24 protein-coding genes and 2 other annotated features are annotated in these 21,165 nt (G+C 40.2%); all 24 genes read left to right on the top strand.

The features are described from left to right. Positions 1-481: 481 nt before the first annotated feature. Entirely contained in the window at positions 482-1,198 is a 717-nt protein-coding gene (locus J2S78_RS16710; RefSeq protein WP_306900408.1) for an MgtC/SapB family protein, read from the top strand. Between the two features lie 118 nt (positions 1,199-1,316). After that, on the top strand, positions 1,317-1,781 hold the full coding sequence (locus J2S78_RS16705; RefSeq protein WP_125561969.1) for a CtsR family transcriptional regulator: 465 nt from the start codon (positions 1,317-1,319) through the stop codon (positions 1,779-1,781). A 29-nt stretch (positions 1,782-1,810) separates the two neighbouring features. Further along, positions 1,811-2,356: a protein-arginine kinase activator protein McsA gene (gene mcsA / locus J2S78_RS16700; protein ID WP_306900406.1), complete on the top strand. Its 546-nt coding sequence runs from the start codon at positions 1,811-1,813 to the stop codon at positions 2,354-2,356. Beyond that, a complete protein-coding gene (mcsB, locus tag J2S78_RS16695; RefSeq protein ID WP_306900405.1) occupies positions 2,356-3,435 on the top strand; it encodes a protein-arginine kinase McsB in 1,080 nt (359 codons plus the stop codon). The genes mcsA and mcsB overlap by 1 nt, the downstream gene beginning before the upstream one ends. A 26-nt stretch (positions 3,436-3,461) precedes the next feature. Continuing rightward, positions 3,462-5,915 carry an ATP-dependent protease ATP-binding subunit ClpC gene (clpC, locus tag J2S78_RS16690; protein WP_306900403.1) on the top strand — a complete coding sequence of 818 codons (2,454 nt, stop codon included), beginning with the start codon at positions 3,462-3,464 and terminating at the stop codon, positions 5,913-5,915. A gap of 110 nt (positions 5,916-6,025) precedes the next feature. After that, positions 6,026-7,420, top strand: coding sequence for a DNA repair protein RadA (gene radA, locus J2S78_RS16685; protein WP_306900401.1), 1,395 nt, complete (start codon positions 6,026-6,028; stop codon positions 7,418-7,420). Between the two features lie 207 nt (positions 7,421-7,627). Further along, entirely contained in the window at positions 7,628-8,719 is a 1,092-nt protein-coding gene (locus J2S78_RS16680; RefSeq protein WP_306900399.1) for a PIN/TRAM domain-containing protein, read from the top strand. Between the two features lie 120 nt (positions 8,720-8,839). After that, the gene (gene ispD, locus J2S78_RS16675) at positions 8,840-9,535 is read left to right on the top strand and encodes a 2-C-methyl-D-erythritol 4-phosphate cytidylyltransferase (RefSeq protein ID WP_306900397.1); all 696 of its coding nucleotides are present in this window, start codon (positions 8,840-8,842) and stop codon (positions 9,533-9,535) included. Continuing rightward, entirely contained in the window at positions 9,532-10,008 is a 477-nt protein-coding gene (ispF, locus tag J2S78_RS16670) for a 2-C-methyl-D-erythritol 2,4-cyclodiphosphate synthase (protein WP_306900395.1), read from the top strand. Before ispD ends, ispF begins: the two co-directional genes overlap by 4 nt. Before the next feature lie 93 nt (positions 10,009-10,101). Next, positions 10,102-11,562 carry a glutamate--tRNA ligase gene (gltX, locus tag J2S78_RS16665; protein ID WP_306900393.1) on the top strand — a complete coding sequence of 487 codons (1,461 nt, stop codon included), beginning with the start codon at positions 10,102-10,104 and terminating at the stop codon, positions 11,560-11,562. 11 nt (positions 11,563-11,573) lie between these two features. Further along, positions 11,574-11,799: a binding site (T-box leader), on the top strand. A 124-nt stretch (positions 11,800-11,923) separates the two neighbouring features. Further along, positions 11,924-12,586, top strand: coding sequence for a serine O-acetyltransferase (gene cysE / locus J2S78_RS16660; RefSeq protein ID WP_306900392.1), 663 nt, complete (start codon positions 11,924-11,926; stop codon positions 12,584-12,586). Further along, positions 12,587-13,984, top strand: a complete 1,398-nt coding sequence (gene cysS / locus J2S78_RS16655; RefSeq protein ID WP_306900391.1) for a cysteine--tRNA ligase — start codon at positions 12,587-12,589, stop codon at positions 13,982-13,984. A gap of 2 nt (positions 13,985-13,986) precedes the next feature. Further along, a complete protein-coding gene (locus J2S78_RS16650) occupies positions 13,987-14,406 on the top strand; it encodes a Mini-ribonuclease 3 (RefSeq protein ID WP_306900388.1) in 420 nt (139 codons plus the stop codon). After that, complete coding sequence (gene rlmB, locus J2S78_RS16645; RefSeq protein WP_306900386.1) at positions 14,399-15,148, top strand: 23S rRNA (guanosine(2251)-2'-O)-methyltransferase RlmB; 750 nt, start codon at positions 14,399-14,401, stop codon at positions 15,146-15,148. The genes J2S78_RS16650 and rlmB overlap by 8 nt, the downstream gene beginning before the upstream one ends. A gap of 1 nt (position 15,149) precedes the next feature. After that, the gene (locus tag J2S78_RS16640) at positions 15,150-15,662 is read left to right on the top strand and encodes an NYN domain-containing protein (protein ID WP_306900384.1); all 513 of its coding nucleotides are present in this window, start codon (positions 15,150-15,152) and stop codon (positions 15,660-15,662) included. Between the two features lie 32 nt (positions 15,663-15,694). After that, a complete protein-coding gene (gene sigH, locus J2S78_RS16635) occupies positions 15,695-16,399 on the top strand; it encodes an RNA polymerase sporulation sigma factor SigH (protein ID WP_125561942.1) in 705 nt (234 codons plus the stop codon). A gap of 173 nt (positions 16,400-16,572) precedes the next feature. Then, positions 16,573-16,686 (top strand): 50S ribosomal protein L33, encoded by a 114-nt coding sequence (locus J2S78_RS17125; RefSeq protein ID WP_370871584.1) that lies wholly within the window; start codon positions 16,573-16,575, stop codon positions 16,684-16,686. 125 nt (positions 16,687-16,811) lie between these two features. After that, positions 16,812-17,006 (top strand): preprotein translocase subunit SecE, encoded by a 195-nt coding sequence (gene secE, locus J2S78_RS16630; RefSeq protein WP_125561938.1) that lies wholly within the window; start codon positions 16,812-16,814, stop codon positions 17,004-17,006. Between the two features lie 55 nt (positions 17,007-17,061). Then, positions 17,062-17,595: a transcription termination/antitermination protein NusG gene (gene nusG, locus J2S78_RS16625; RefSeq protein ID WP_125561936.1), complete on the top strand. Its 534-nt coding sequence runs from the start codon at positions 17,062-17,064 to the stop codon at positions 17,593-17,595. A 172-nt stretch (positions 17,596-17,767) separates the two neighbouring features. Then, entirely contained in the window at positions 17,768-18,193 is a 426-nt protein-coding gene (rplK, locus tag J2S78_RS16620; RefSeq protein ID WP_125561934.1) for a 50S ribosomal protein L11, read from the top strand. 115 nt (positions 18,194-18,308) lie between these two features. Continuing rightward, positions 18,309-19,007, top strand: coding sequence for a 50S ribosomal protein L1 (gene rplA, locus J2S78_RS16615; protein WP_125561932.1), 699 nt, complete (start codon positions 18,309-18,311; stop codon positions 19,005-19,007). Positions 19,008-19,063: 56 nt separating this feature from the next. After that, positions 19,064-19,213: a sequence feature (ribosomal protein L10 leader region), on the top strand. Between the two features lie 52 nt (positions 19,214-19,265). After that, positions 19,266-19,766 (top strand): 50S ribosomal protein L10, encoded by a 501-nt coding sequence (rplJ, locus tag J2S78_RS16610; RefSeq protein ID WP_306900383.1) that lies wholly within the window; start codon positions 19,266-19,268, stop codon positions 19,764-19,766. A 70-nt stretch (positions 19,767-19,836) separates the two neighbouring features. After that, positions 19,837-20,196 (top strand): 50S ribosomal protein L7/L12, encoded by a 360-nt coding sequence (gene rplL / locus J2S78_RS16605; protein ID WP_306900382.1) that lies wholly within the window; start codon positions 19,837-19,839, stop codon positions 20,194-20,196. A gap of 174 nt (positions 20,197-20,370) precedes the next feature. Further along, positions 20,371-20,970 carry a class I SAM-dependent methyltransferase gene (locus J2S78_RS16600; RefSeq protein ID WP_306900381.1) on the top strand — a complete coding sequence of 200 codons (600 nt, stop codon included), beginning with the start codon at positions 20,371-20,373 and terminating at the stop codon, positions 20,968-20,970. Positions 20,971-21,165 lie beyond the last annotated feature (195 nt).

The raw sequence follows: 21,165 nt of genomic DNA, 5'->3' as shown, positions 1-21,165 counted from the left end.
GATGATAATGAAGGGGCAACCCTTTGTGAAAGTAGGACGTCGCCAGGCCATACCAAAAAGGTTGTCAGATATATCATCTGGCAGCTTTTTTTTATTAAAATAGAAATAGCGTCCTTCATGTTAGTGCATGCCATTCCACCTAAGACCTAACGAGATGGATGTATGTGGAAGATACATTCTTCTTTCGTTTAGAAGACATGCTAAGCGTGTTTTTTTGATCAAATGTCCCCATTGTAATTTGGAGGACATTTTCCCGTTTATTAACTAACCTAGCTAATTTTTATATAAATGTTAGATGTTTTAAAAATAAAAAAGGCCACAGTGCATGTAGAAGTGGAGATGTGTCTAATAACCAACAGGTGGTTTTATTAACATAAATGTAAGGTATCCTATTGTTGGGAATCCCTGTCTTTGTTCCAAGAAATTTATACGATATAATATAAAAAATTTAACAAGGAATAATAGTAAGGAGTGATGTTTTATGGATATAATTATGAACCAAGACTCCTATGTGATTATGGCAAGAATACTGACAGCTGCATGTTTAGCTGGTCTAATAGGGGCAGAACGTGAATATAAGAGACATCCAGCAGGATTTAGAACGCATTTATTAGTCGGAACTGGAGCATGTTTGGCAATGGTAATGGCATTATTTGGGTTTCAACCATACTTAGAAGAAAATCCAGATATTTCAGCATACGATCCATCTCGTCTTGCCTCCTATGTTATTAGTGGGGTTGGATTTTTAGGAGCAGGAACAATTATTGTACAAGGGGTCTCCATCAAAGGGTTAACAACAGCTGCTTCGATTTGGGTGGTGGCTGCTATTGGTTTAGCAGCAGGAGCCGGTATGTATTTTGCGGCCGCATTTACAACAATAATGGTAGTATTGAGCTTGTTTATTTTGAATGACATTGAACGTTTTTTCAGATCTTCTACCCAGTCCGAAAAAATAGAAGTAATCATGGACAAAAACGATGCTGCTTTGTCTGAAGTTATTAAAGTGTTAGAAAAAGAAAACGTTGTCGTCAAAAAATTAGCCGGTGGTGCGGATAATAGAGTAGAACAAGGAACGAAACTTTCCTTTGACTTACATATCGACGTGCACAAGGCCATAAATCGTACAGCTCTGTATGAAAAGTTGATGAAAACAGACGGCGTATTGGAAATAGAAATGAGCCTATCAAAGGATAGGTAAAACCGATATCATCCTGATTACTTGAAATTCACCTTTTATTGTATTATATTTATAGTCAAAGATAGTCAAGGTCAAAGGGATGAAAAAACGAATAATACCGGGGAAGGAGGTCACCCCCTTGCGGAATATTTCTGACGTGATTGAAAAATATTTAAAACAAATTCTTACGCAGAGTGACAGGGATTTGATAGAGATTAAGCGAAGTGAGTTAGCAAAACGTTTTGAATGTGTTCCTTCTCAAATTAATTATGTCATAAGCACTCGTTTTACAAATGAAAAAGGGTATATCGTTGAAAGTAAAAGGGGTGGCGGAGGGTATATTCGTATCACGAAAGTAAAAGTAGATGATCATGCAGAGCTTATTGATCAATTATTACTACTTATTGATGGAGGAATTGATCAAGTTACAGCAGAAAGTATTATTATGCGCCTGTTTGAGGAAGAAGCAATTTCAAAACGGGAAGCCAATATTATGTTGTCAGCGGTAGATAGAAATATTTTATCGCTAAAGTACGCTGAAGAGCGCGATATCATTCGAGCAAAAATGCTTAAAGCGATGCTTTATAGTTTACGCTATAAATAAATATCCGATTGCGGAGGGAGGAGAAGGAAGTGCTTTGTCAAGAATGTCAGAATCACCAGGCTACGCTGCATTTCACGAAAATTGTTAATGGAAAAAAAGAAGAAATGCACTTGTGTGATGAATGTGCTCGTGACAAAGGAGAGCACATTCCAGGTTCTAATAGTTACTCTATTCATGAATTATTGTCTGGATTGTTGAATTTCGAACAATTATCCAGCAACAATAGTTTTAAGTCTTCAAGAGCTTCGGCTCCTGAGCAATTGGTTTGTGAACAATGCGGATTAACCTATAATCAGTTTGCAAAAACAGGGAGATTTGGTTGCGGGCATTGCTATAAAGCATTCGATGTGAAATTAGATCCGATTTTAAAAAGAGTTCATAGTGGAAATTATCGACATGCTGGAAAAATACCAAAACGCGCAGGCGGCAAAATGCAGGTACAAAAGCAAATTGATAACCTTCGAGAGCAACTACAAAACAGTATTGAGCAGGAAGAGTTTGAAGAAGCGGCTCAATTACGAGATCAAATACGTGAGTTAGAAGGAACAATGCGCGGCGGGGAGGGGGATGCTTAATGTCACATGAACATTTTATTTCAAAAGCGATAAGTCCGTGGATGAAAAGCGGTCCTGGTCCGGATGGCGATATTGTTTTAAGTACTCGCGTTCGTTTAGCGCGAAACTTGGAAAATTACCCTTTTCCTATTGTAGCTTCCAATGATGCCGCTGAAGCTTTATTAGAAACAGTCTCTAAAGAGTTTTCCAATACCTCATTTTCCAGTGTAGGTCCATTGGAGCTGTTAAAGTTGAATGACTTCTCCTCTAATGAAAAAAAAGTGTTAGTGGAAAAACATTTAATCAGTCCTCATTTAGCTGAAAATGCATACTATGGAGGGGTTCTTCTTAGTGAAGACGAATCTGTAAGTATTATGTTAAATGAAGAGGATCATATAAGAATGCAGTCTTTATTCCGTGGATTCCAGTTAGACGAAGGGTTGTCTTTTTCTAATGAATTGGATGATTGGATGGAAGAAAGAGTAACGTATGCTTTTGATGAAAAGCGAGGGTTTTTAACAAGCTGCCCTACAAATGTTGGAACTGGAATGAGGGCATCTGTTATGATGCACTTACCTGCTCTTGTAATGACGCAGCAGTTAAATCGTATATTGCCTGCGATTAATCAACTTGGTCTTGTTGTACGCGGGATTTATGGCGAAGGAAGTGAAGCACAAGGTAATCTTTTTCAAATATCGAATCAAATGACGCTTGGCAAGTCCGAAGAAGATATTATCGACGATCTTAAAGGGGTTGTTACTCAGGTTATTCAACAAGAACGGTCAGCAAGGGAAGCTTTAATGCGTTCTTCAAAAATCCAGATGGAGGATAAAGTATTTCGCTCCTATGGTTTGTTAAAAAATAGCCGAGTGATGGAATCCAAAGAAGCAACGAAACGTTTGTCTGATGTACGATTAGGGATCGATCTTGATTTAATAACGGGAATTTCGGGTAATATTTTAAATGAATTAATGATATTGACCCAGCCGGGCTTTCTGCAGCAATATGCAGGCGAGGAACTTACAGCAGATGAACGTGATGTAAGACGGGCTGCTTTAATTCGTGAGAGAATGCAAATAGAAATGCAAAACGAAGAATAAGTTACTAATAGTGGAGGTGCGCATACATGATGTTTGGACGATTTACAGAAAGAGCGCAAAAGGTTCTAGCATTGGCTCAAGAGGAAGCAATCCGTCTGAGTCACAATAATATAGGAACAGAACATATCCTTTTAGGATTGATTCGAGAAGGAGAAGGAATAGCTGCGAAAGCGTTACAAGCTTTGAATCTTGGGTCAGATCAGATACAACAAGAAGTAGAAGGTTTAATTGGATCAGGTCAGGAAGGATCGAAGACGATTCATTACACGCCTAGAGCCAAGAAAGTTATTGAACTATCTATGGATGAAGCAAGAAAGCTGGGGCACTCATATGTAGGGACCGAGCATATTCTTCTAGGATTAATTCGCGAAGGAGAAGGCGTGGCCGCACGAGTGCTTAATAATCTAGGCGTTAGTTTAAACAAAGCGCGTCAACAAGTGTTGCAGCTTCTCGGTAATAACGAGTCTTCCGGAGGGAATCAGCAGCAAGCTGCCGGAGCTGGCGCAACAAACGCCAATACGCCTACGTTGGATAGCCTTGCCCGTGATTTAACAGCGGTAGCTAAAGAAGAGGGGCTAGATCCAGTTATTGGACGCAGCAGTGAAATTGAACGTGTTATACAGGTTCTCAGCCGCCGCACAAAGAATAACCCAGTGTTAATCGGTGAGCCTGGTGTCGGAAAAACAGCTGTTGCAGAAGGATTAGCTCAGTCTATTATTTCTAATGAAGTACCAGAGATTCTTCGCAGTAAACGAGTGATGACACTTGATATGGGCACAGTAGTTGCTGGAACCAAATACCGCGGAGAATTCGAAGATCGTTTGAAAAAAGTGATGGAAGAAATCCGCCAAGCAGGAAACGTTATTCTATTCATAGATGAGCTTCACACCCTGATTGGGGCAGGTGGTGCAGAAGGGGCTATTGACGCTTCTAATATTTTAAAACCTTCGCTTGCTCGAGGAGAATTGCAATGTATAGGGGCAACCACACTTGATGAATATCGAAAATATATTGAAAAAGACGCTGCCTTAGAACGTCGGTTTCAGCCTATTCAAGTAGATGAACCAACAACAGAAGAGTCGATTCAAATACTAGCCGGATTACGTGATCGTTATGAAGCACATCACCGTGTTACGATTACGGACAGTTCAATTGAAGAAGCCGTAAAACTTTCTGACCGTTATATTTCTGATCGATTCCTTCCGGATAAAGCGATTGATCTTATTGATGAAGCTGGATCTAAGGTGAGACTACGTTCTTATACGGCTCCGCCGAACTTAAAAGAGCTCGAACAAAAACTAGAAGAGACAAGAAAAGAAAAAGATGCATCGGTTCAAAGTCAAGAATTCGAAAAGGCTGCTTCTTTACGTGACAGCGAACAAAGACTTCGAGAAGAAGTAGAAAACATGAAAGATGAATGGAAAGAAAAACAAGGTCAGGAAAATACGGAAGTCACACCAGAAGATATTGCGCAAGTTGTAGCAAGCTGGACCGGTATTCCAGTTGCTAAAATCGCAGAAGAAGAAACAGAACGTCTTCTGAAAATGGAAGAAATTCTTCATAACCGTGTCATTGGTCAAGATGAAGCGGTGAAATCTGTTTCTCAAGCCGTTAGACGTGCACGTGCTGGCTTAAAAGACCCGAAACGCCCAATAGGTTCTTTCATTTTCTTAGGACCAACTGGTGTAGGGAAAACGGAATTAGCTCGAGCGGTAGCGGAAACATTATTTGGAGACGAAGAATCTGTGATTCGTATCGACATGTCTGAATATATGGAACGACACGCGACCAGCCGCTTGGTCGGTTCACCACCAGGATATGTAGGGTTTGAAGAAGGCGGACAGTTAACGGAAAAAGTGCGCCGTAACCCGTATTCCGTTATTTTGTTGGACGAAGTTGAAAAAGCGCATCCAGAAGTCTTTAATATTCTTTTGCAAGTATTAGAAGATGGATTTCTTACGGATTCCAAAGGACGTCGTATTGACTTTAGAAATACAGCGATTATTATGACTTCTAACGTCGGCGCTAACTTATTGAAGAAAAACAACTATGTTGGGTTTACAACAAATACAGATGAAGGGGAAGACCACAAAAACATGCGGAATAAAGTAATGGGCGAACTCAAGAATACGTTCCGTCCGGAATTCTTAAACCGTATTGACGAAATTATTGTCTTCCACAGCTTAGAGAAACAACATATTAAAGAGATTGTTGTTCTCATGGCTGAACAACTTAAACAACGCCTATCTGAACAAGGAATTAATATTGAGTTAAGTGAAGAGGCTCAAGATAAAATTTCTGATGAAGGATTTGACCCTGAATATGGTGCTCGTCCGTTACGTCGCGCTCTTCAACGACAGGTAGAAGATCGGTTATCTGAAGAATTACTTCGCGGTAATATTCAAAAAGGAGATACAGCCTTTATTGATGTGAAAGACGGAGAATATTATGTTGAAACCAAATCAGGGGCTAAAACGTAAACAATAAAACTCTTCCATTTGATGGCTGTTTGTGAAGTGTATTCGACACTGATCGAACAGCCATTTTCAATACGTTATAGGCAATGGCACAGTAAAAGTGAGGGAAATGTATGCCTAAGCAGAAATCTAAATTTGTCTGTCAGGAATGTGGATATGAATCAAGAAAATGGATGGGAAAATGTCCAGGATGCAATCAGTGGAATACACTGGTAGAAGAAATAGAGTCTTCTTCTCATCAGGAAAGCGGAGCGAAACGCTCGTTTAGTGCACCAGGATCCCCTCAAAAGCCGGAATCCATAACGAAAGTGACAAGCGAAAAGGAACCTAGGATTGATACGGCATTACCCGAATTGAACCGAGTACTAGGCGGGGGAATAGTACCTGGGTCGCTTGTTTTAGTTGGAGGAGACCCGGGCATTGGGAAATCGACATTGCTTTTGCAAATGACATCGATTTTGGCTGATCACTCTCATAAAGTGTTATATATATCAGGGGAAGAATCAGTGAAACAAACGAAATTAAGGGCGGATAGGCTTGACGTAAAAGCAGAGACATTATTCGTCTTTGCCGAAACAGATATGGATCTAATTGAACAGGCAATTGATCAGATTAAACCAACTCTTGTTGTCATAGACTCTATTCAAACGGTTCACCAGGTGAACATCACTTCAGCTCCGGGTAGTGTAGCACAAGTTCGTGAAACAACATCTACTTTTATGAAACTTGCAAAATCCCGAGGTATCGCTGTTTTTATTGTTGGTCATGTTACGAAACAAGGTTCTATCGCCGGTCCAAAAATGTTAGAACATATGGTGGATTCTGTCTTGTACTTTGAAGGGGAAAGGCACCACACGTATCGAATTTTACGTGCGGTGAAAAATCGTTTTGGTTCCACCAATGAAATAGGAATATTCGAAATGAAGGAAATGGGATTAAAAGAGGTAAAAAACCCCTCTGAAATCTTTCTAGAAGAACGAACACAGGGAAGTTCCGGTTCGATTGTCGTAGCGTCGCTTGAAGGAACACGGCCAGTACTGGTAGAAATTCAAGCATTAATTGCCCCATCCAGTTTTAGTAACCCTAAGAGAACGGCAACAGGAGTTGACCACAACCGAATCGCGCTATTAATGGCAGTGTTAGAAAAAAGGTTAGGGATGCTTCTCCAAAGCCAAGATGCCTATATTAATGTGGCAGGCGGAGTAAAGCTTGATGAACCAGCCATTGATTTGGGTCTTGCTATATGTATCGCTTCGAGCTTTCGTAACCACGTGACAAACCCAAAAGATGTCGTTGTTGGAGAAATCGGCTTGACTGGGGAAATTCGAAGAGTGGCCCGGATAGAGGAAAGGGTGCATGAAGCGGCTAAGTTAGGTTTTGAACGCGCTATTGTGCCAGCAAAAAATATGGATGGCTGGACTTCCCCATCAAACATGGATGTTGTTGGTGTTTCTACACTTGAAGAAGCGCTGGAAATGACGTTGGAACATCAAACACCTAATTGGTAAAAAGCATATTTAAAGGCAAAAAATTACATTGACGTTACAATTTGTTCACGATACAATGAAAAATTCTTAAAAACTGTGACAACATGATTAAATTTTGCTACATTTATAGTAAACTCGATATAGAAAGAAAATTTGGTTAATGTGAATTTTGATAGGTTTGAATAAATAAAATTTGTCAATAATGGTTTGAAGGAGGTGGAAGGAAACGTGTTAAAAAGAATTGTTCAATTATTTTTTGTGCTTGCCGGGGCAACATTAGGTTTCATTTTTATACCGGAATTTATATCATTATTGGAATATAGCTCAATACCTGATTGGCTCGGTAATCCTTATATAGGTGCTGTTATTGGTGCGGTTCTTTTGTATATGGCAACATTTTGGATAGCTGATTATATTGTGAATGGTATGCGGATTTTAGAAGAAATGATTGTGAAGGCTCCGGTAACAGATGTTTTATTTGGAACGCTTGGCTTAGTATTTGGTCTTGTTGTGGCTTTTTTAATTGGAATTCCATTAGATTCTGTTAATTTTCCAGTTATAAGCTCTGTTCTTCCGATATTTATTACATTCTTTTTAGGGTATTTTGGTTTTCAGGTTGGTTTCAAGAAACGAGATGAATTGAAGAGCTTAATCCCAGCCAGTCGTGCTGCCACATCTAAAAAGAAAGAAGAATTAGAAGCAGAAGTTAATTCCAAAGTGAAAATACTTGATACGAGCGTTATTATTGACGGACGTATTGCTGATGTCTGTCAAACTGGCTTTATCGAAGGAACGTTAGTTATTCCGGAATTCGTCCTTGAAGAACTGCAGCACATTGCTGACTCGTCGGATGTTTTAAAAAGAAATCGCGGACGACGGGGGCTTGATATCTTAAACCGAATCCAAAAAGAATTGCCTGTAAATGTAGAAATTTATGAAGGTGATTTTGAAGATATCCATGAAGTGGACAGCAAATTAGTTAAACTTGCGAAAATCCGTGGAGGCATGGTCGTCACAAATGACTTTAATTTAAACAAAGTATGTGACCTTCAGGGTGTTGATGTGCTAAATATTAACGACTTGGCTAATGCGGTTAAACCTGTTGTTCTTCCAGGCGAAGAGATGCATGTTCAAGTTATAAAAGACGGGAAAGAACAAAATCAGGGTGTTGCTTATCTAGATGATGGGACTATGATTGTGGTAGAAGGCGGCCGCGAATATATTAGCAAAAAGATTGAGGTTGTCGTGACAAGTGTTTTACAAACAAGTGCCGGTCGAATGATTTTTGCGAAACCTAAATTAATGGAAAAGGCATTATAACCCTTATTACTAAACCCCTGTCTGAAAATGACGGGGGTTTTTATGTTGCCTCTAAATAGCTATCGAGTGTATGATAAAAGAGCCTGACATTAGAACGAGTTTAAATATTGGAGAGGTATTATGAAATATACAGTCGTTATACCGGCAGCAGGACAAGGAACAAGGATGCAAGCAGGACAAAATAAACAGTTTTTAATGCTCGATGATCGTCCATTAATCATACATACAGTATCTATTTTTGAAAATGATCCATGGTGCGAGCAAATGGTTGTCGTAGCGAACGATTACGAAACGGGACCCATGGAGGCATTATTCCAAGAATGGAACATAACGAAAGTGGAAACCATTGTAGCAGGCGGGAAAGAAAGACAAGATAGTGTTTTTGAGGGGCTGAAGCAGCTAAGAGACAGCGAGCTTGTTCTTGTTCACGATGGGGCTCGTCCGTTCGTTACAATAAATCACATTCATGAACTTGTAGAAAAAGCAGCGACTCAAGGAGCGGCTGTACTTGGTGTGAGAATGAAGGATACGGTAAAAAAAGTGGAAGAAGGCATCGTGACAGAAACGATTGAGCGTTCGAGTATTTGGTCTGTACAAACGCCTCAGGCTTTTCAATTTCCGGTTGTTTATGACGCTTATTGTAAAGCAGATGAAGATGAATTTAAGGGTACCGATGATACCAGTCTGGTAGAACGCATGAATTTACCTGTACATATAGTAGAAGGCGGATATGATAATATAAAACTGACTACTCCAGAGGACATGATCATTGCTAAGGCGATTTTAAAAAAACGAAAAAGGGGGAAGGTCCAGTGAGAATAGGGCATGGATTTGATGTGCACGCATTTACAACAGATCGGCCGCTCATTATAGGAGGGGTGGACATCCCTCACCATCAAGGACTGACTGGACACTCGGACGCTGATGTCTTACTGCACGCCGCGGCGGATGCTTTATTAGGGGCTGTTGGAGGGCGGGATATCGGCAAGCATTTCCCGGATACAGACCCAGCCTATAAAGATATGGATTCCTCCGATTTATTGCGGCAAGTATATCAACTAGTAAAAGATAAAGGATATAAATTGGGCAACATAGATTGTACGATTTTGGCAGAGAAACCGAAAATGGCTCCATTTATTGATGATATGAAAAAAAATATAGCTGTTGTACTGGAAGCCGATGAATCGCAGGTAAACGTTAAAGCTACGACGACAGAAAGATTGGGGTTTACAGGGAGAGAAGAGGGGATTGCATCCCACGCTGTAGTGCTTTTGGAATCCTTCGCGTAGCTTTTCCTTTACATGATATAATGAGTTCCTAACATAATGGTGGCATGAATACGTAATGAATATAATAAATTTTAAAATGGAAGGTTGAGAAAAATGAGTCAAGAAGTAAGAGTTCGTTTTGCGCCCAGTCCAACAGGACATCTTCATATTGGAGGGGCCCGTTCTGCTTTGTTTAATTATCTTTTTGCCAGAAGCCAGGGCGGTAAATTTATTATAAGAATAGAAGACACCGATCAAGCACGGAATGTTGAAGATGCGACGGAAAAGTTAATGGAAAGTCTGCAATGGCTTGGTATCGACTGGGATGAAAGTATGGACATAGGCGGTCCTTACGCTCCTTACCGTTGCATGGAACGTCTCGATATATATGAAACCTATTTACAGAAGCTATTGGATGATGGAAGTGCGTATTACGATTACATGACTGAAGAAGAACTTCAAGAAGAACGTGAAGCGCAAATGGCAAGGGGAGAAGCTCCGAAATACAGCGGACGGGACCGGGATTTGACTCCTGAACAACGACAAGTATATGAGGACAAAGGGATTAAACCTGTTGTTCGTTTCCGTGTTCCAGAAGGGAAAAGTGTGTTAGTTAACGATGCAGTAAGAGGAGATGTCACCTTTGAAACAGATGATATCGGTGACTTTGTTATTGCACGTAAAGACGGCATTCCAACCTACAACTTTGCTGTTGTGGTGGATGATTATTTGATGAAAATAAGCCATGTGATTCGTGGGGAAGAGCACCTTTCTAATGCGCCAAGACAAGCGTTAGTATTTGAAGCGTTCGGTTGGGAAAAACCAATGTTTGCTCACGCTTCACTCATTTTAAACCCAGATCGGCAAAAAATGAGTAAACGAGATGAATCAATCATGCAATTTGTCGAGCAATATAAAGAGCTTGGCTATTTGCCGGAAGCAATTGTTAACTTCCTAGCCTTACTTGGATGGTCCCCGGTAGGTGAAGAAGAATTGTTTACTATCGAAGAGTTAAAAGAACAATTTTCATTAGAGCGTGTATCCAAAGCTCCTGCAGTATTTGACACGGATAAATTAGCTTGGATGAATAATCAATACGTGAAAGAAGCAGATATAAAACGTCTGACTGAACTTGCTATCCCTCATTTACAAAAGGAAAACAAACTGCCAGAGTCATTAGACCAAGAGCAATATGAGTGGGTGGAAAAGTTAATCTCTATTTATCAAGAACAGATGCACTACGCAGCAGAAATTACGACTTTAACAGAGTTGTTCTTTCAAAGAGAAATAACATATAATGAAGAAGCAAGAGAAGTGTTATCCGGAGAACAGGTTCCGGAAGTATTAGAACAGTTTTCCAAAGAATTAAAAGATCTATCAGCATTTGAACCGGCAGAGATAAAAGCAGCAATAAAAGCAACACAAAAGGCTACCGGTCAAAAAGGAAAACAATTATTTATGCCAATTCGCGTAGCGGTTACTGGGCAAACACACGGACCCGAACTCCCGCAAGCAATAGCTTTACTAGGAGAAAGTGTTGTGCAAGCCCGATTAGAAGAAGCAGTGAAGCAATAAAAAATTCATAAGAAAACACATGGACGGGAAAAAGTAGGAATGCCCTCTTCCACACAGAGAGAATCATGGAGGCTGAGAGTGATTTTGGGAGAAGCATTTTGAATATGCATCCCTGAGTCTCCTGTTGAAAAAAAGTAGGCAGGAGCGGTGAATCGCCGTTATCGAAGGAAGGGAAAAAGAACGTTAGGGTAATGTTCTTTTTAAACAGAGTGGAACCGCGCTATAAGCGTCTCTGTGCGTAACGGCACGGAGGCGCTATTATTTTTTTAATAAAGAATCCTGCTTCCATAATAATATAGTGACATGTCGTCAAGAAGGGAAAACCACTATCCTATGACCAGTGGAGAGGAGTGAAAGAAACATGTGGAAGACGTTTAAGAGTGATATAGATGTTGTGTTCGATCAAGATCCTGCTGCCCGCAGCAGACTGGAAGTAGTCTTGACATATGCCGGGGTACACGCCATCTGGGCACACCGTATTGCTCACTGGCTTTGGAAGAAAAAAATGTATTTTTTAGGACGTTTATTATCACAAATCAGTCGTTTTTTTACAGGTATTGAAATTCATCCGGGAGCAGTTATCGGTCAACGCCTTTTTATCGACCACGGCATGGGAGTAGTTATTGGGGAAACATGTGAAATAAAAGACAACGTCACCATATATCAAGGAGTCACCCTTGGCGGAACGGGGAAAGAAAAAGGGAAACGTCATCCGACGATTGAAGATAACGTTCTTATCGCTACCGGCGCGAAAATACTTGGTTCTATGACAATCGGCAGCCACTCGAGAATAGGAGCTGGTTCTGTTGTTTTAAAAGAGGTTCCGCCTAATTCCACTGTGGTCGGTATTCCAGGTAAAGTGGTGGTTCAGGATGGGGTCAAAGTAGAAAAAAATGACTTGGATCATCATTTGCTCCCAGATCCAGTGTCAGACAAGTTTAAAGAACTGGAGAAAGAAATTGCAGAATTAAAAAGTGAATTGGCGCAATATAAAGATAAGAAAAATGAAGGGACAGATGAATAAATGGCCATTACATTATATAATACGTTGTCTCGAAAAAAAGAAACGTTCCAGCCTCTCTCTGGTAATAAAGTGAAAATGTATGTTTGCGGTCCGACTGTGTATAATTATATACACATTGGAAATGCTCGTCCTGCTATTGTTTTTGATATGGTCCGGAAATATTTACAGTATAGAGGATATGACGTTTTCTATGTGTCTAATTTTACAGATGTAGATGACAAAATAATGAATGCTGCTAAAGAACTTGGAGAAGAAGTCCCCGTATTAGCCGAACGATTCATAGAAGCTTATTATCAAGATACTGGAGCATTGAATGTAGATAAGGCTGACTTGCATCCACGGGTGACAGAAACAATGCCGGATATTATCGCCTTTATTGAAGCTCTTGTTGAAAAAGGTTTCGCGTATGAAGCAGACGGAGACGTTTATTTTTCGACAAAGTCTTTTAAGGATTACGGTAAACTATCGTCCCAATCCATACATGATTTGCAAATGGGTGCAAGAATTGAAGTAGATGAAAAGAAACAAAGCGCCCTTGATTTCACACTTTGGAAGGCTGCTAAAGAAGGAGAAATTGCTTGGGAAAGTCCGTGGGGATTTGGACGTCCGGGATGGCATATTGAATGCTCGGCTATGGTGAAAAAATATTTAGGAGATACGATAGATATTCACGCGGGCGGGCAAGATTTGTCGTTTCCTCATCATGAGAATGAGATAGCTCAATCGGAAGCATTGAATGAGCAGGAGATGGCGAAATATTGGATGCACAACGGTTATATCCAAATCGATAATGAAAAGATGTCTAAATCGTTAGGGAACTTTGTTCTTGTACATGACATTATTCAGCAGCACCGTCCTGAAGTTGTTCGATTTTTTATGCTTCAATCACACTATCGGAGTCCGCTCAATTTCAATGAAGAACTGCTGATGAGTGCCAAAAATAGTTTGGAGCGTATCCAAACGACAGTCAACAACTTGAAGCATCGACGTAAAGAATCTGCAGATTTTGGACAAATCAATAGTTGGCCTGAAGAGATTGAACAACACAAAGACGCTTTTATTAAAGAAATGGATGATGACTTTAACAGTGCAAATGGTATAAGTGTGTTATTTGATCTGGTGAAGTTAGCCAATCGGTATCTTGAAGAAACGCATTCGTCCAAGCAAGTCCTTCAGCTATTCTTGAACGCTATTGTTGAAATTGGAAATGCACTAGATATTAAAGTGGAAGCGGCTGAAGAGATGCTGGATGAAGAGATTGAAGCATTAATCGAAGAACGTGTGGAAGCACGTAAGCATCGGAATTTTGCAAGAGCAGATGAAATTAGAGATGATTTAAAAGAACGAGGAATTATTTTAGAAGATACGCCGCAAGGCACTCGTTGGAAGAGAGAATAGTTATGAGTTATAAAGAGACTAAAGTAGATGCAAGACAACTAAATGCCTTAGCGCTAGCTTACATGGGAGACGCAGTTTATGACCAACATATCCGCCATTATCTTATTGCAACAGGTCGTGTCCGTCCTCATTTACTTCATCGCAGCGCTACTTCTTTTGTATCTGCCTATGCTCAAGCAACGGTCATGCACGCTCTTTTAGAAAGCGGTATGTTAATGGAGGGGGAAGAAGCTGTTGCTAGGCGTGGCCGAAACGCAAAATCTGGGACTGTGCCAAAGAATACCGATCAAAACACATATCGGTATAGCACAGCATTTGAAGCTCTGCTGGGGTATTTATATTTTCTTGGAGAAGCAGAGCGCCTTGAACAAATCGTAGAATATGCTATAGAAACACTGGCAAGGAGTGAAGAGGATGAGTGAGGAATGGATATACGGTAAAAATACTGTTTTAGAAGCACTAAAATCAGAAAGACCGATCAATAAACTTTGGCTAATTGAAGGCGCAGGGAAAGGATCTATGAAACAGTTGCAACAATTAGCCAAACAAAATGGAGTTGTCACACAAACCGTTCCTCGAAAGAAACTAGATGATCTGACGGGAACGTCCCGCCATCAAGGTGTAGTAGCTTCTGTAGCAGCTTATCATTATGCGGAAATAGATGACTTGTTTGACAAAGCTACTGAAAGAAATGAAGATCCATTTATTCTTTTGCTCGATGAGATTGCAGATCCTCATAACCTCGGGTCCATATTAAGAACAGCTGATGCGGCTGGCGCTCATGGTGTCATTATTCCAAAGCGCAGATCTGTTGGTTTAACACAAGCTGTGGCGAAATCTTCTACCGGAGCAGTGGAACACGTTCCGGTCGTGAGAGTAACTAATATGGCCCGGTCCATAGAAGAACTAAAGACAAGAGGTTTATGGATAGCTGGAACGGATGGGGACGGAAAAGAAGATTACCGGCAATGGGATGCCACTATGCCACTTGGTATTGTCATCGGCAGTGAAGGAAAAGGAATGAGCCGTATCGTAAAAGAAAAATGCGACTTTTTATTAACGATTCCAATGGAAGGACATGTCACCTCATTAAATGCTTCTGTTGCAGCGTCACTTCTCATGTATGAGGTGTACCGAAAACGTCGCTCGTTAGGAAGCATATAGTATGAAAGATATATTACTTGTAGATGGATATAACATCATTGGGGATTGGCCGGAATTAAAAGAGTTAAGAGACACAGATTTGGCGGGAGCAAGAGACCGTTTGATACAAAAGATGGCGGAATATCAGGCATATAATGGCTGGGAAATCAAAATTGTATTTGATGCTCATATGGTAGAGGGTGTAGGCGGTAAATATAAGGACTTTCTTGTCGATATTATTTATACAAGGGAAAATGAAACAGCTGATGAAAGAATAGAAAAACTGGTGGGAGAATTAAAAAACATAGAAACGCGTGTTCATGTAGCGACATCGGATTATGCTGAACAGTCTCTAACGTTTGGAAGTGGAGCACTGCGAAAATCAGCGCCTGAGCTCCGGGTCGAGATGGGAATAGTTGAGCAAAATATAACGCGTGAAGTAGCTAAGCAAACAAAACCTGAAAATATGTCGAATATTCCCCTTTCCAAAGAAATAGCTGAAATTTTTGACAAATGGCGTCGAGGCGACCGTTGAGCTATTGACGCTTTTATAAATAGTGCTATATAATGTTTTTATATCTTTCATACAATCTACAATCAGTCAAGGGCGGAGGGATTGTATTGGGTCTAGACCTCAAAGAAACGGGTCATCAGTACTTTAGTAAAGCAGAAGATGAAACTTTGGTTGAAAATGTTAACTTAGGTGATGGTGCTGCATTAGAGTTTCTTATTAATAAGTACAAGAACTTTGTCCGGGCAAAAGCACGCTCCTATTTCCTTATTGGAGGAGACCACGAAGACATTGTCCAAGAAGGTATGATCGGTTTGTATAAAGCGATTAGAGACTATAAAGGAGACAAGCTGTCTTCTTTTAGGGCTTTTGCAGAACTGTGCATTACAAGACAGATTATTACGGCTATTAAAACCGCAACCAGACAAAAGCATATGCCTTTGAATTCGTATGTTTCATTGGACAAGCCTTTATATGAAGAGGAGTCAGAGAGAACACTTTTGGATGTTCTTTATTCCTCTAATATAAGCAATCCCGAGGAACTTATTGTGAATCGGGAAGAATTTAATGATATTGAATGGAAGATAGGCGAAATACTCAGTGACCTTGAGCAAAAGGTTCTGATGTTATATGTAGACGGGAGGTCTTACCAAGAGATATCTTATGAGCTGAAACGTCATGTCAAATCGATTGACAATGCGCTTCAAAGAGTGAAGCGCAAACTTGAGAAGTATGTTGAGGTGAAAAGTGTCAGTTCGTAATATAAAAGAGACCTTCTATTTTGGAATTCATAAGAAAGCGTTTACATAAAAGCATCCTAGTACAGGGTGCTTTTATACATAAGGAAAATATTTCATTTGGGTTAAATTGACACACTTTCAACAGTGTGGTATGGTGAACAAGCGTATGCAAAGGTTTTTAGAAATTATGCTTGATGTGGAAGTGCGTTGACATGCGTATAGCCAATGAAACGATATACAATGATAATAAGAAGTTACGGACAGACCGCATTGAGATGATGAAGTTTTGCAAACACTGCAATGCGTAACTTTCATCTTATATACTAAATAAAGCGGTTGTTTTTTTATTGGTAAAACATAAAACGAAATGGGATAGAGGAGAAACATTGCTTCCCAAAGGTTTGATGGGTGCAATTGGTTTGGAGGTGGCTTTATGGCTGAAGGTACAAAAAATCCGGTGAGGTTTCTTCGTGAAGTCGGAAGGGAAATGAAGCGTGTTTCGTGGCCAACGCGTAAAGAACTGACAAAATATACAATTGTGGTAGTTCTCACAATTGCGTTCTTTGTCGTATTTTTTGCGGTCGTGGATTTAGGCTTGTCTGAGCTTGTACGATTACTCCTGGATTAAACGAGTAGAATGGATCCGATAAGGAGGAGGGAAGGACGATACTGTCCGATTAATAATGGAAATGAACTGGTATGTAGTACACACGTACTCTGGTTACGAAAATAAAGTTAAAACAAATCTTGAAAAACGCGTGGAGTCAATGGAAATGACAGACAAAATATTCCGCGTCTATGTTCCGGTGGAAGAAGAAACAGAAGTTAAAAACGGAAAAACCAAGCAAGTAACTCGCAAAATCTTCCCAGGTTATGTAATTGTAGAAATGGTTATGACAGATGACTCGTGGTACGTCGTTCGAAATACACCGGGTGTTACTGGATTTGTTGGTTCTACCGGGGCAGGTTCTAAACCAACTCCGCTTTTGCCGGAAGAAGTAGAGCATATTCTTTGGCAGATGGGTGAGCACGAACCGAAAGCAGAAACGGAATTTGACTTAAAAGAATCTGTGAAAGTGAAAGAAGGTCCATTTTCTGATTTCACTGGCACAATAGAAGATATTAATGCTGAAAAACAGAAAGTGAAAGTGCACGTGAACATGTTTGGACGGGAAACACCGGTCGAACTAGAATTTAATCAAGTAGAAAAGATATAAAAAAGCTCTTGCAGTTGCTTAGTTGAAGTGGTAAGATTTTAATGTTTCGTACTCATAACATGAGCCGAAAAAAATAGTACAATCTGCTTGAAAGATGTTCTATTTTCTGCAAGAGTGGGAGGACGTTAAAACGTCCGATCAACCACATCACGGACCAAGGAGGTGTATGTGCGTGGCTAAAAAAGTCGAGAAAGTCGTAAAGCTTCAAATTCCTGCCGGAAAAGCAAACCCGGCACCGCCAGTAGGTCCTGCATTAGGGCAAGCGGGTGTGAATATTATGGGATTTTGTAAAGAGTTTAATGCTCGCACTGCAGACGATGCAGGTATGATTATCCCTGTTGAAATTTCTGTATATGAAGATCGCTCTTTCACTTTTATAACAAAAACTCCGCCTGCTGCAGTTCTTCTTAAAAAAGCAGCCGGAATTGAAAGTGGTTCTGGTGAACCGCATATTAATAAAGTAGCAGCGGTAAAAAGTGATCAAGTGCGCGAAATCGCTGAAACAAAGATGCCAGATCTTAACGCAGCTGATTTAGATGCGGCGATTCGCATGGTAGAAGGTACAGCCCGAAGTATGGGAATCACTGTAGAAGACTAATGAATTGCCTTACAAGAGGTTGCGACTTCCTTTCCTTTTTGGATTGGATATCACGTTCGCAACCTTTAATAGTGGGAGGTCTGACCGCTAAAACCACAATCGAGGAGGAATAAAATTGGCTAAAAGAGGTAAGAAATATCAAGATGCTGTGAAGCTCATAGATCGTGAGCAGCAGTATAATGCCGAAGAAGCCATTGAATTGGTGAAAAAGACATCTATTGCAAATTTTGATGAAACAGTAGAAGCTGCTGTTCGTCTTGGACTAGATCCGCGTAAGAATGATCAACAACTTCGCGGAGCAGTTGTACTTCCGCACGGAACTGGTAAGACACAACGTGTTCTTGTTTTCGCTAAAGGTGATAAAGCGGAAGAAGCAGAAGCAGCTGGAGCAGATTATGTTGGTGAAGAAGATCTTGTCAACAAGGTTCAGCAAGGCTGGTTTGATTTTGATGTTGTTGTTGCTACACCAGACATGATGGCTCAAGTTGGTAAACTAGGTAAAATATTAGGACCAAAAGGTCTTATGCCAAATCCTAAGACTGGTACGGTAACAATGGATGTTACAAAAGCTGTAGAAGAAGTGAAAGCTGGTAAGGTCGAATACCGCGTTGATAAAGCCGGTAATATTCATGCGCCAATCGGTAAGATTTCATTTGATACTGACAAACTCGCTGAAAACTTCAGAGCTCTTATAGACGCCTTGGTTAAAGCAAAACCTGCTGCAGCAAAAGGAACGTATGTAAGAAATACAGCTGTTTCTTCTACAATGGGTCCTGGTGTTAGAATTAGCACATCTACCCTTAATTTGAAATAAGTGATTGACTTCCAGTGTTAAAACCGCTATACTGTATAGCGGTATGTAACACTTGTGAAATAATATAATAAACACCGCAGACAGCAGGTGCCTATTGGCTTAATTCCCTGCCGAGGTAGTTTTCGCCATACTTTTTTGAAAAAATTGTGTGATAAGAGAACCATCTACCTTCATGTCTGTGTACATGAAGGTTTTTTTATGGGGATGATGCCCATTATGTTTGCGGTCGACTCATAATAAGAGCAGGAGGTGTTAGACATGAACGCAGTAATTGAAGGAAAACAACAGGTCGTTCAGGAAATTGCGGAAAAGCTTGAGAATAGCATTTCTACTGTTGTTGTTGACTATCGTGGATTGAATGTTGAGGAAGCGACAGAATTGCGGAAGCAACTTCGTGAAGCAGGCGTCGATTTTAAAGTATACAAAAACACGATGGTTCGTCGAGCTACAGAGAAAACAAATTTAACGGAACTTGATGAATTTTTGCTAGGTCCTACAGCTATTGCTACAAGTACAGAAGATGTAGTGGCTCCTGCTAAAATCATTAATAATTTCGCAAAAGATCATGAAGCGTTGGAGATTAAAACAGGAATTATTCAAGGACGTGTGGCGTCACTTGAAGAGATCCACGAACTAGCAAGTCTTCCATCACACGAAGGCCTTGTATCGATGCTTCTTAACGTTCTACAGGCTCCTATCCGTAACTTTGCATTGGCAACAAAAGCAGTTGCTGATCAAAAAGAGGAAGAGGGCGCGTAAACGACTGTTTTATGCACGTGAATCTTATGTTAGATAATAATGAAAACAATTAATTAAAGGAGGATTTACAATGAGTAAGGAACAAATCATTGAAGAAGTAAAAGGAATGTCCGTTCTTGAATTGAACGATCTTGTAAAAGCTATTGAAGAAGAATTTGGTGTAACTGCAGCGGCACCAGTTGCTGTTGGAGCTGCTCCTGCTGAAGCAGCAGAAGAGCAAACTGAATTTGATGTTGTACTAGAAGATGCAGGTGGTTCTAAGATCAACGTAATTAAAGTTGTTCGTGAAATCACTGGTCTTGGTCTCAAAGAAGCTAAAGCTCTTGTTGATGGAACACCAGATACTCTTAAAGAGGGTGCTGACAAAGAAGAAGCAGAACAAATTAAGAGTCAACTTGAAGAAGCTGGCGCTACAGTAGAACTTAAATAAAAGAGTTCGAAAGAATGCTGAAGGAGCTTTCTCTAATCACAGAGGAAGCTCCTTTTGTATAAAAAAGGTAGCGTTTGAGAAAAAGAGCTTGTGTTTGTTAAACTGAAATAACATAACAAAACGCTGACATTTTTATACTTTCATATCTGCTAACAAAAGGACGTGGAGAATGGTATGAGTAGTCACTATTTTGAGAAAAACCCAGGAAAAGATAGTGAGGAACGAAAGATAGAATGCCGTTTGCGAGGGCGAAGACTGAGCTTTATAAGTGATCATGGTGTATTTTCGAAAAAGGAAGTTGATTTTGGGAGTAGAACGTTATTAGATGCCTATTCGTGGCCGGAGCAAGAGGGGAGTATCCTTGACGTAGGTTGTGGGTATGGTCCGATTGGAATTTCTCTGGCGTTGGAAACAAAGCGACAAGTGTGGCTGACGGACGTAAATGAACGAGCGCTGCAATTAGCGGAGAAGAACGCTACCGCTTATGGACTCAAAAACACTGTCGTGAAAAATAGTGATCTTTTTTCTGCTATCGAAAAGGCAGATTTCGCTGCAATTATTACTAATCCGCCGATAAGAGCGGGAAAACAGGTTGTTCATTCGCTGTTTGAAGAAGCTTCTAATCATTTGCAGTCAGGCGGCTCTCTTTGGGTAGTTATTCAAAAAAAGCAAGGTGCTCCATCTGCGAAAGAAAAACTATCGTCTATCTTTCGAGAGGTACAGCTGGTTAGTAAAAATAAAGGCTACTACATCTTTTGTGCAAAAAAAGATTGACCACCTTATCCTATTGTGTTAACATTATTTAATGCATATAAGTGTCCTTGTAGATACATGGGTATTACACAATTACTAATTATTTTTTATTATTGTACCATGTATAAATGAAGCAGGGGTAGGGAAAAATAATATAATCAGTCTGACAGATGACGAATAGTGGTTCTTACAATAAGAGACCATTTTTTTCTTTGT

Source organism: Salibacterium salarium, from assembly GCF_030813635.1.
Classification (GTDB): Bacteria; Bacillota; Bacilli; order Bacillales; family Marinococcaceae; genus Salibacterium; species Salibacterium salarium.
This window is presented reverse-complemented; position numbering and strand designations above follow the sequence as displayed.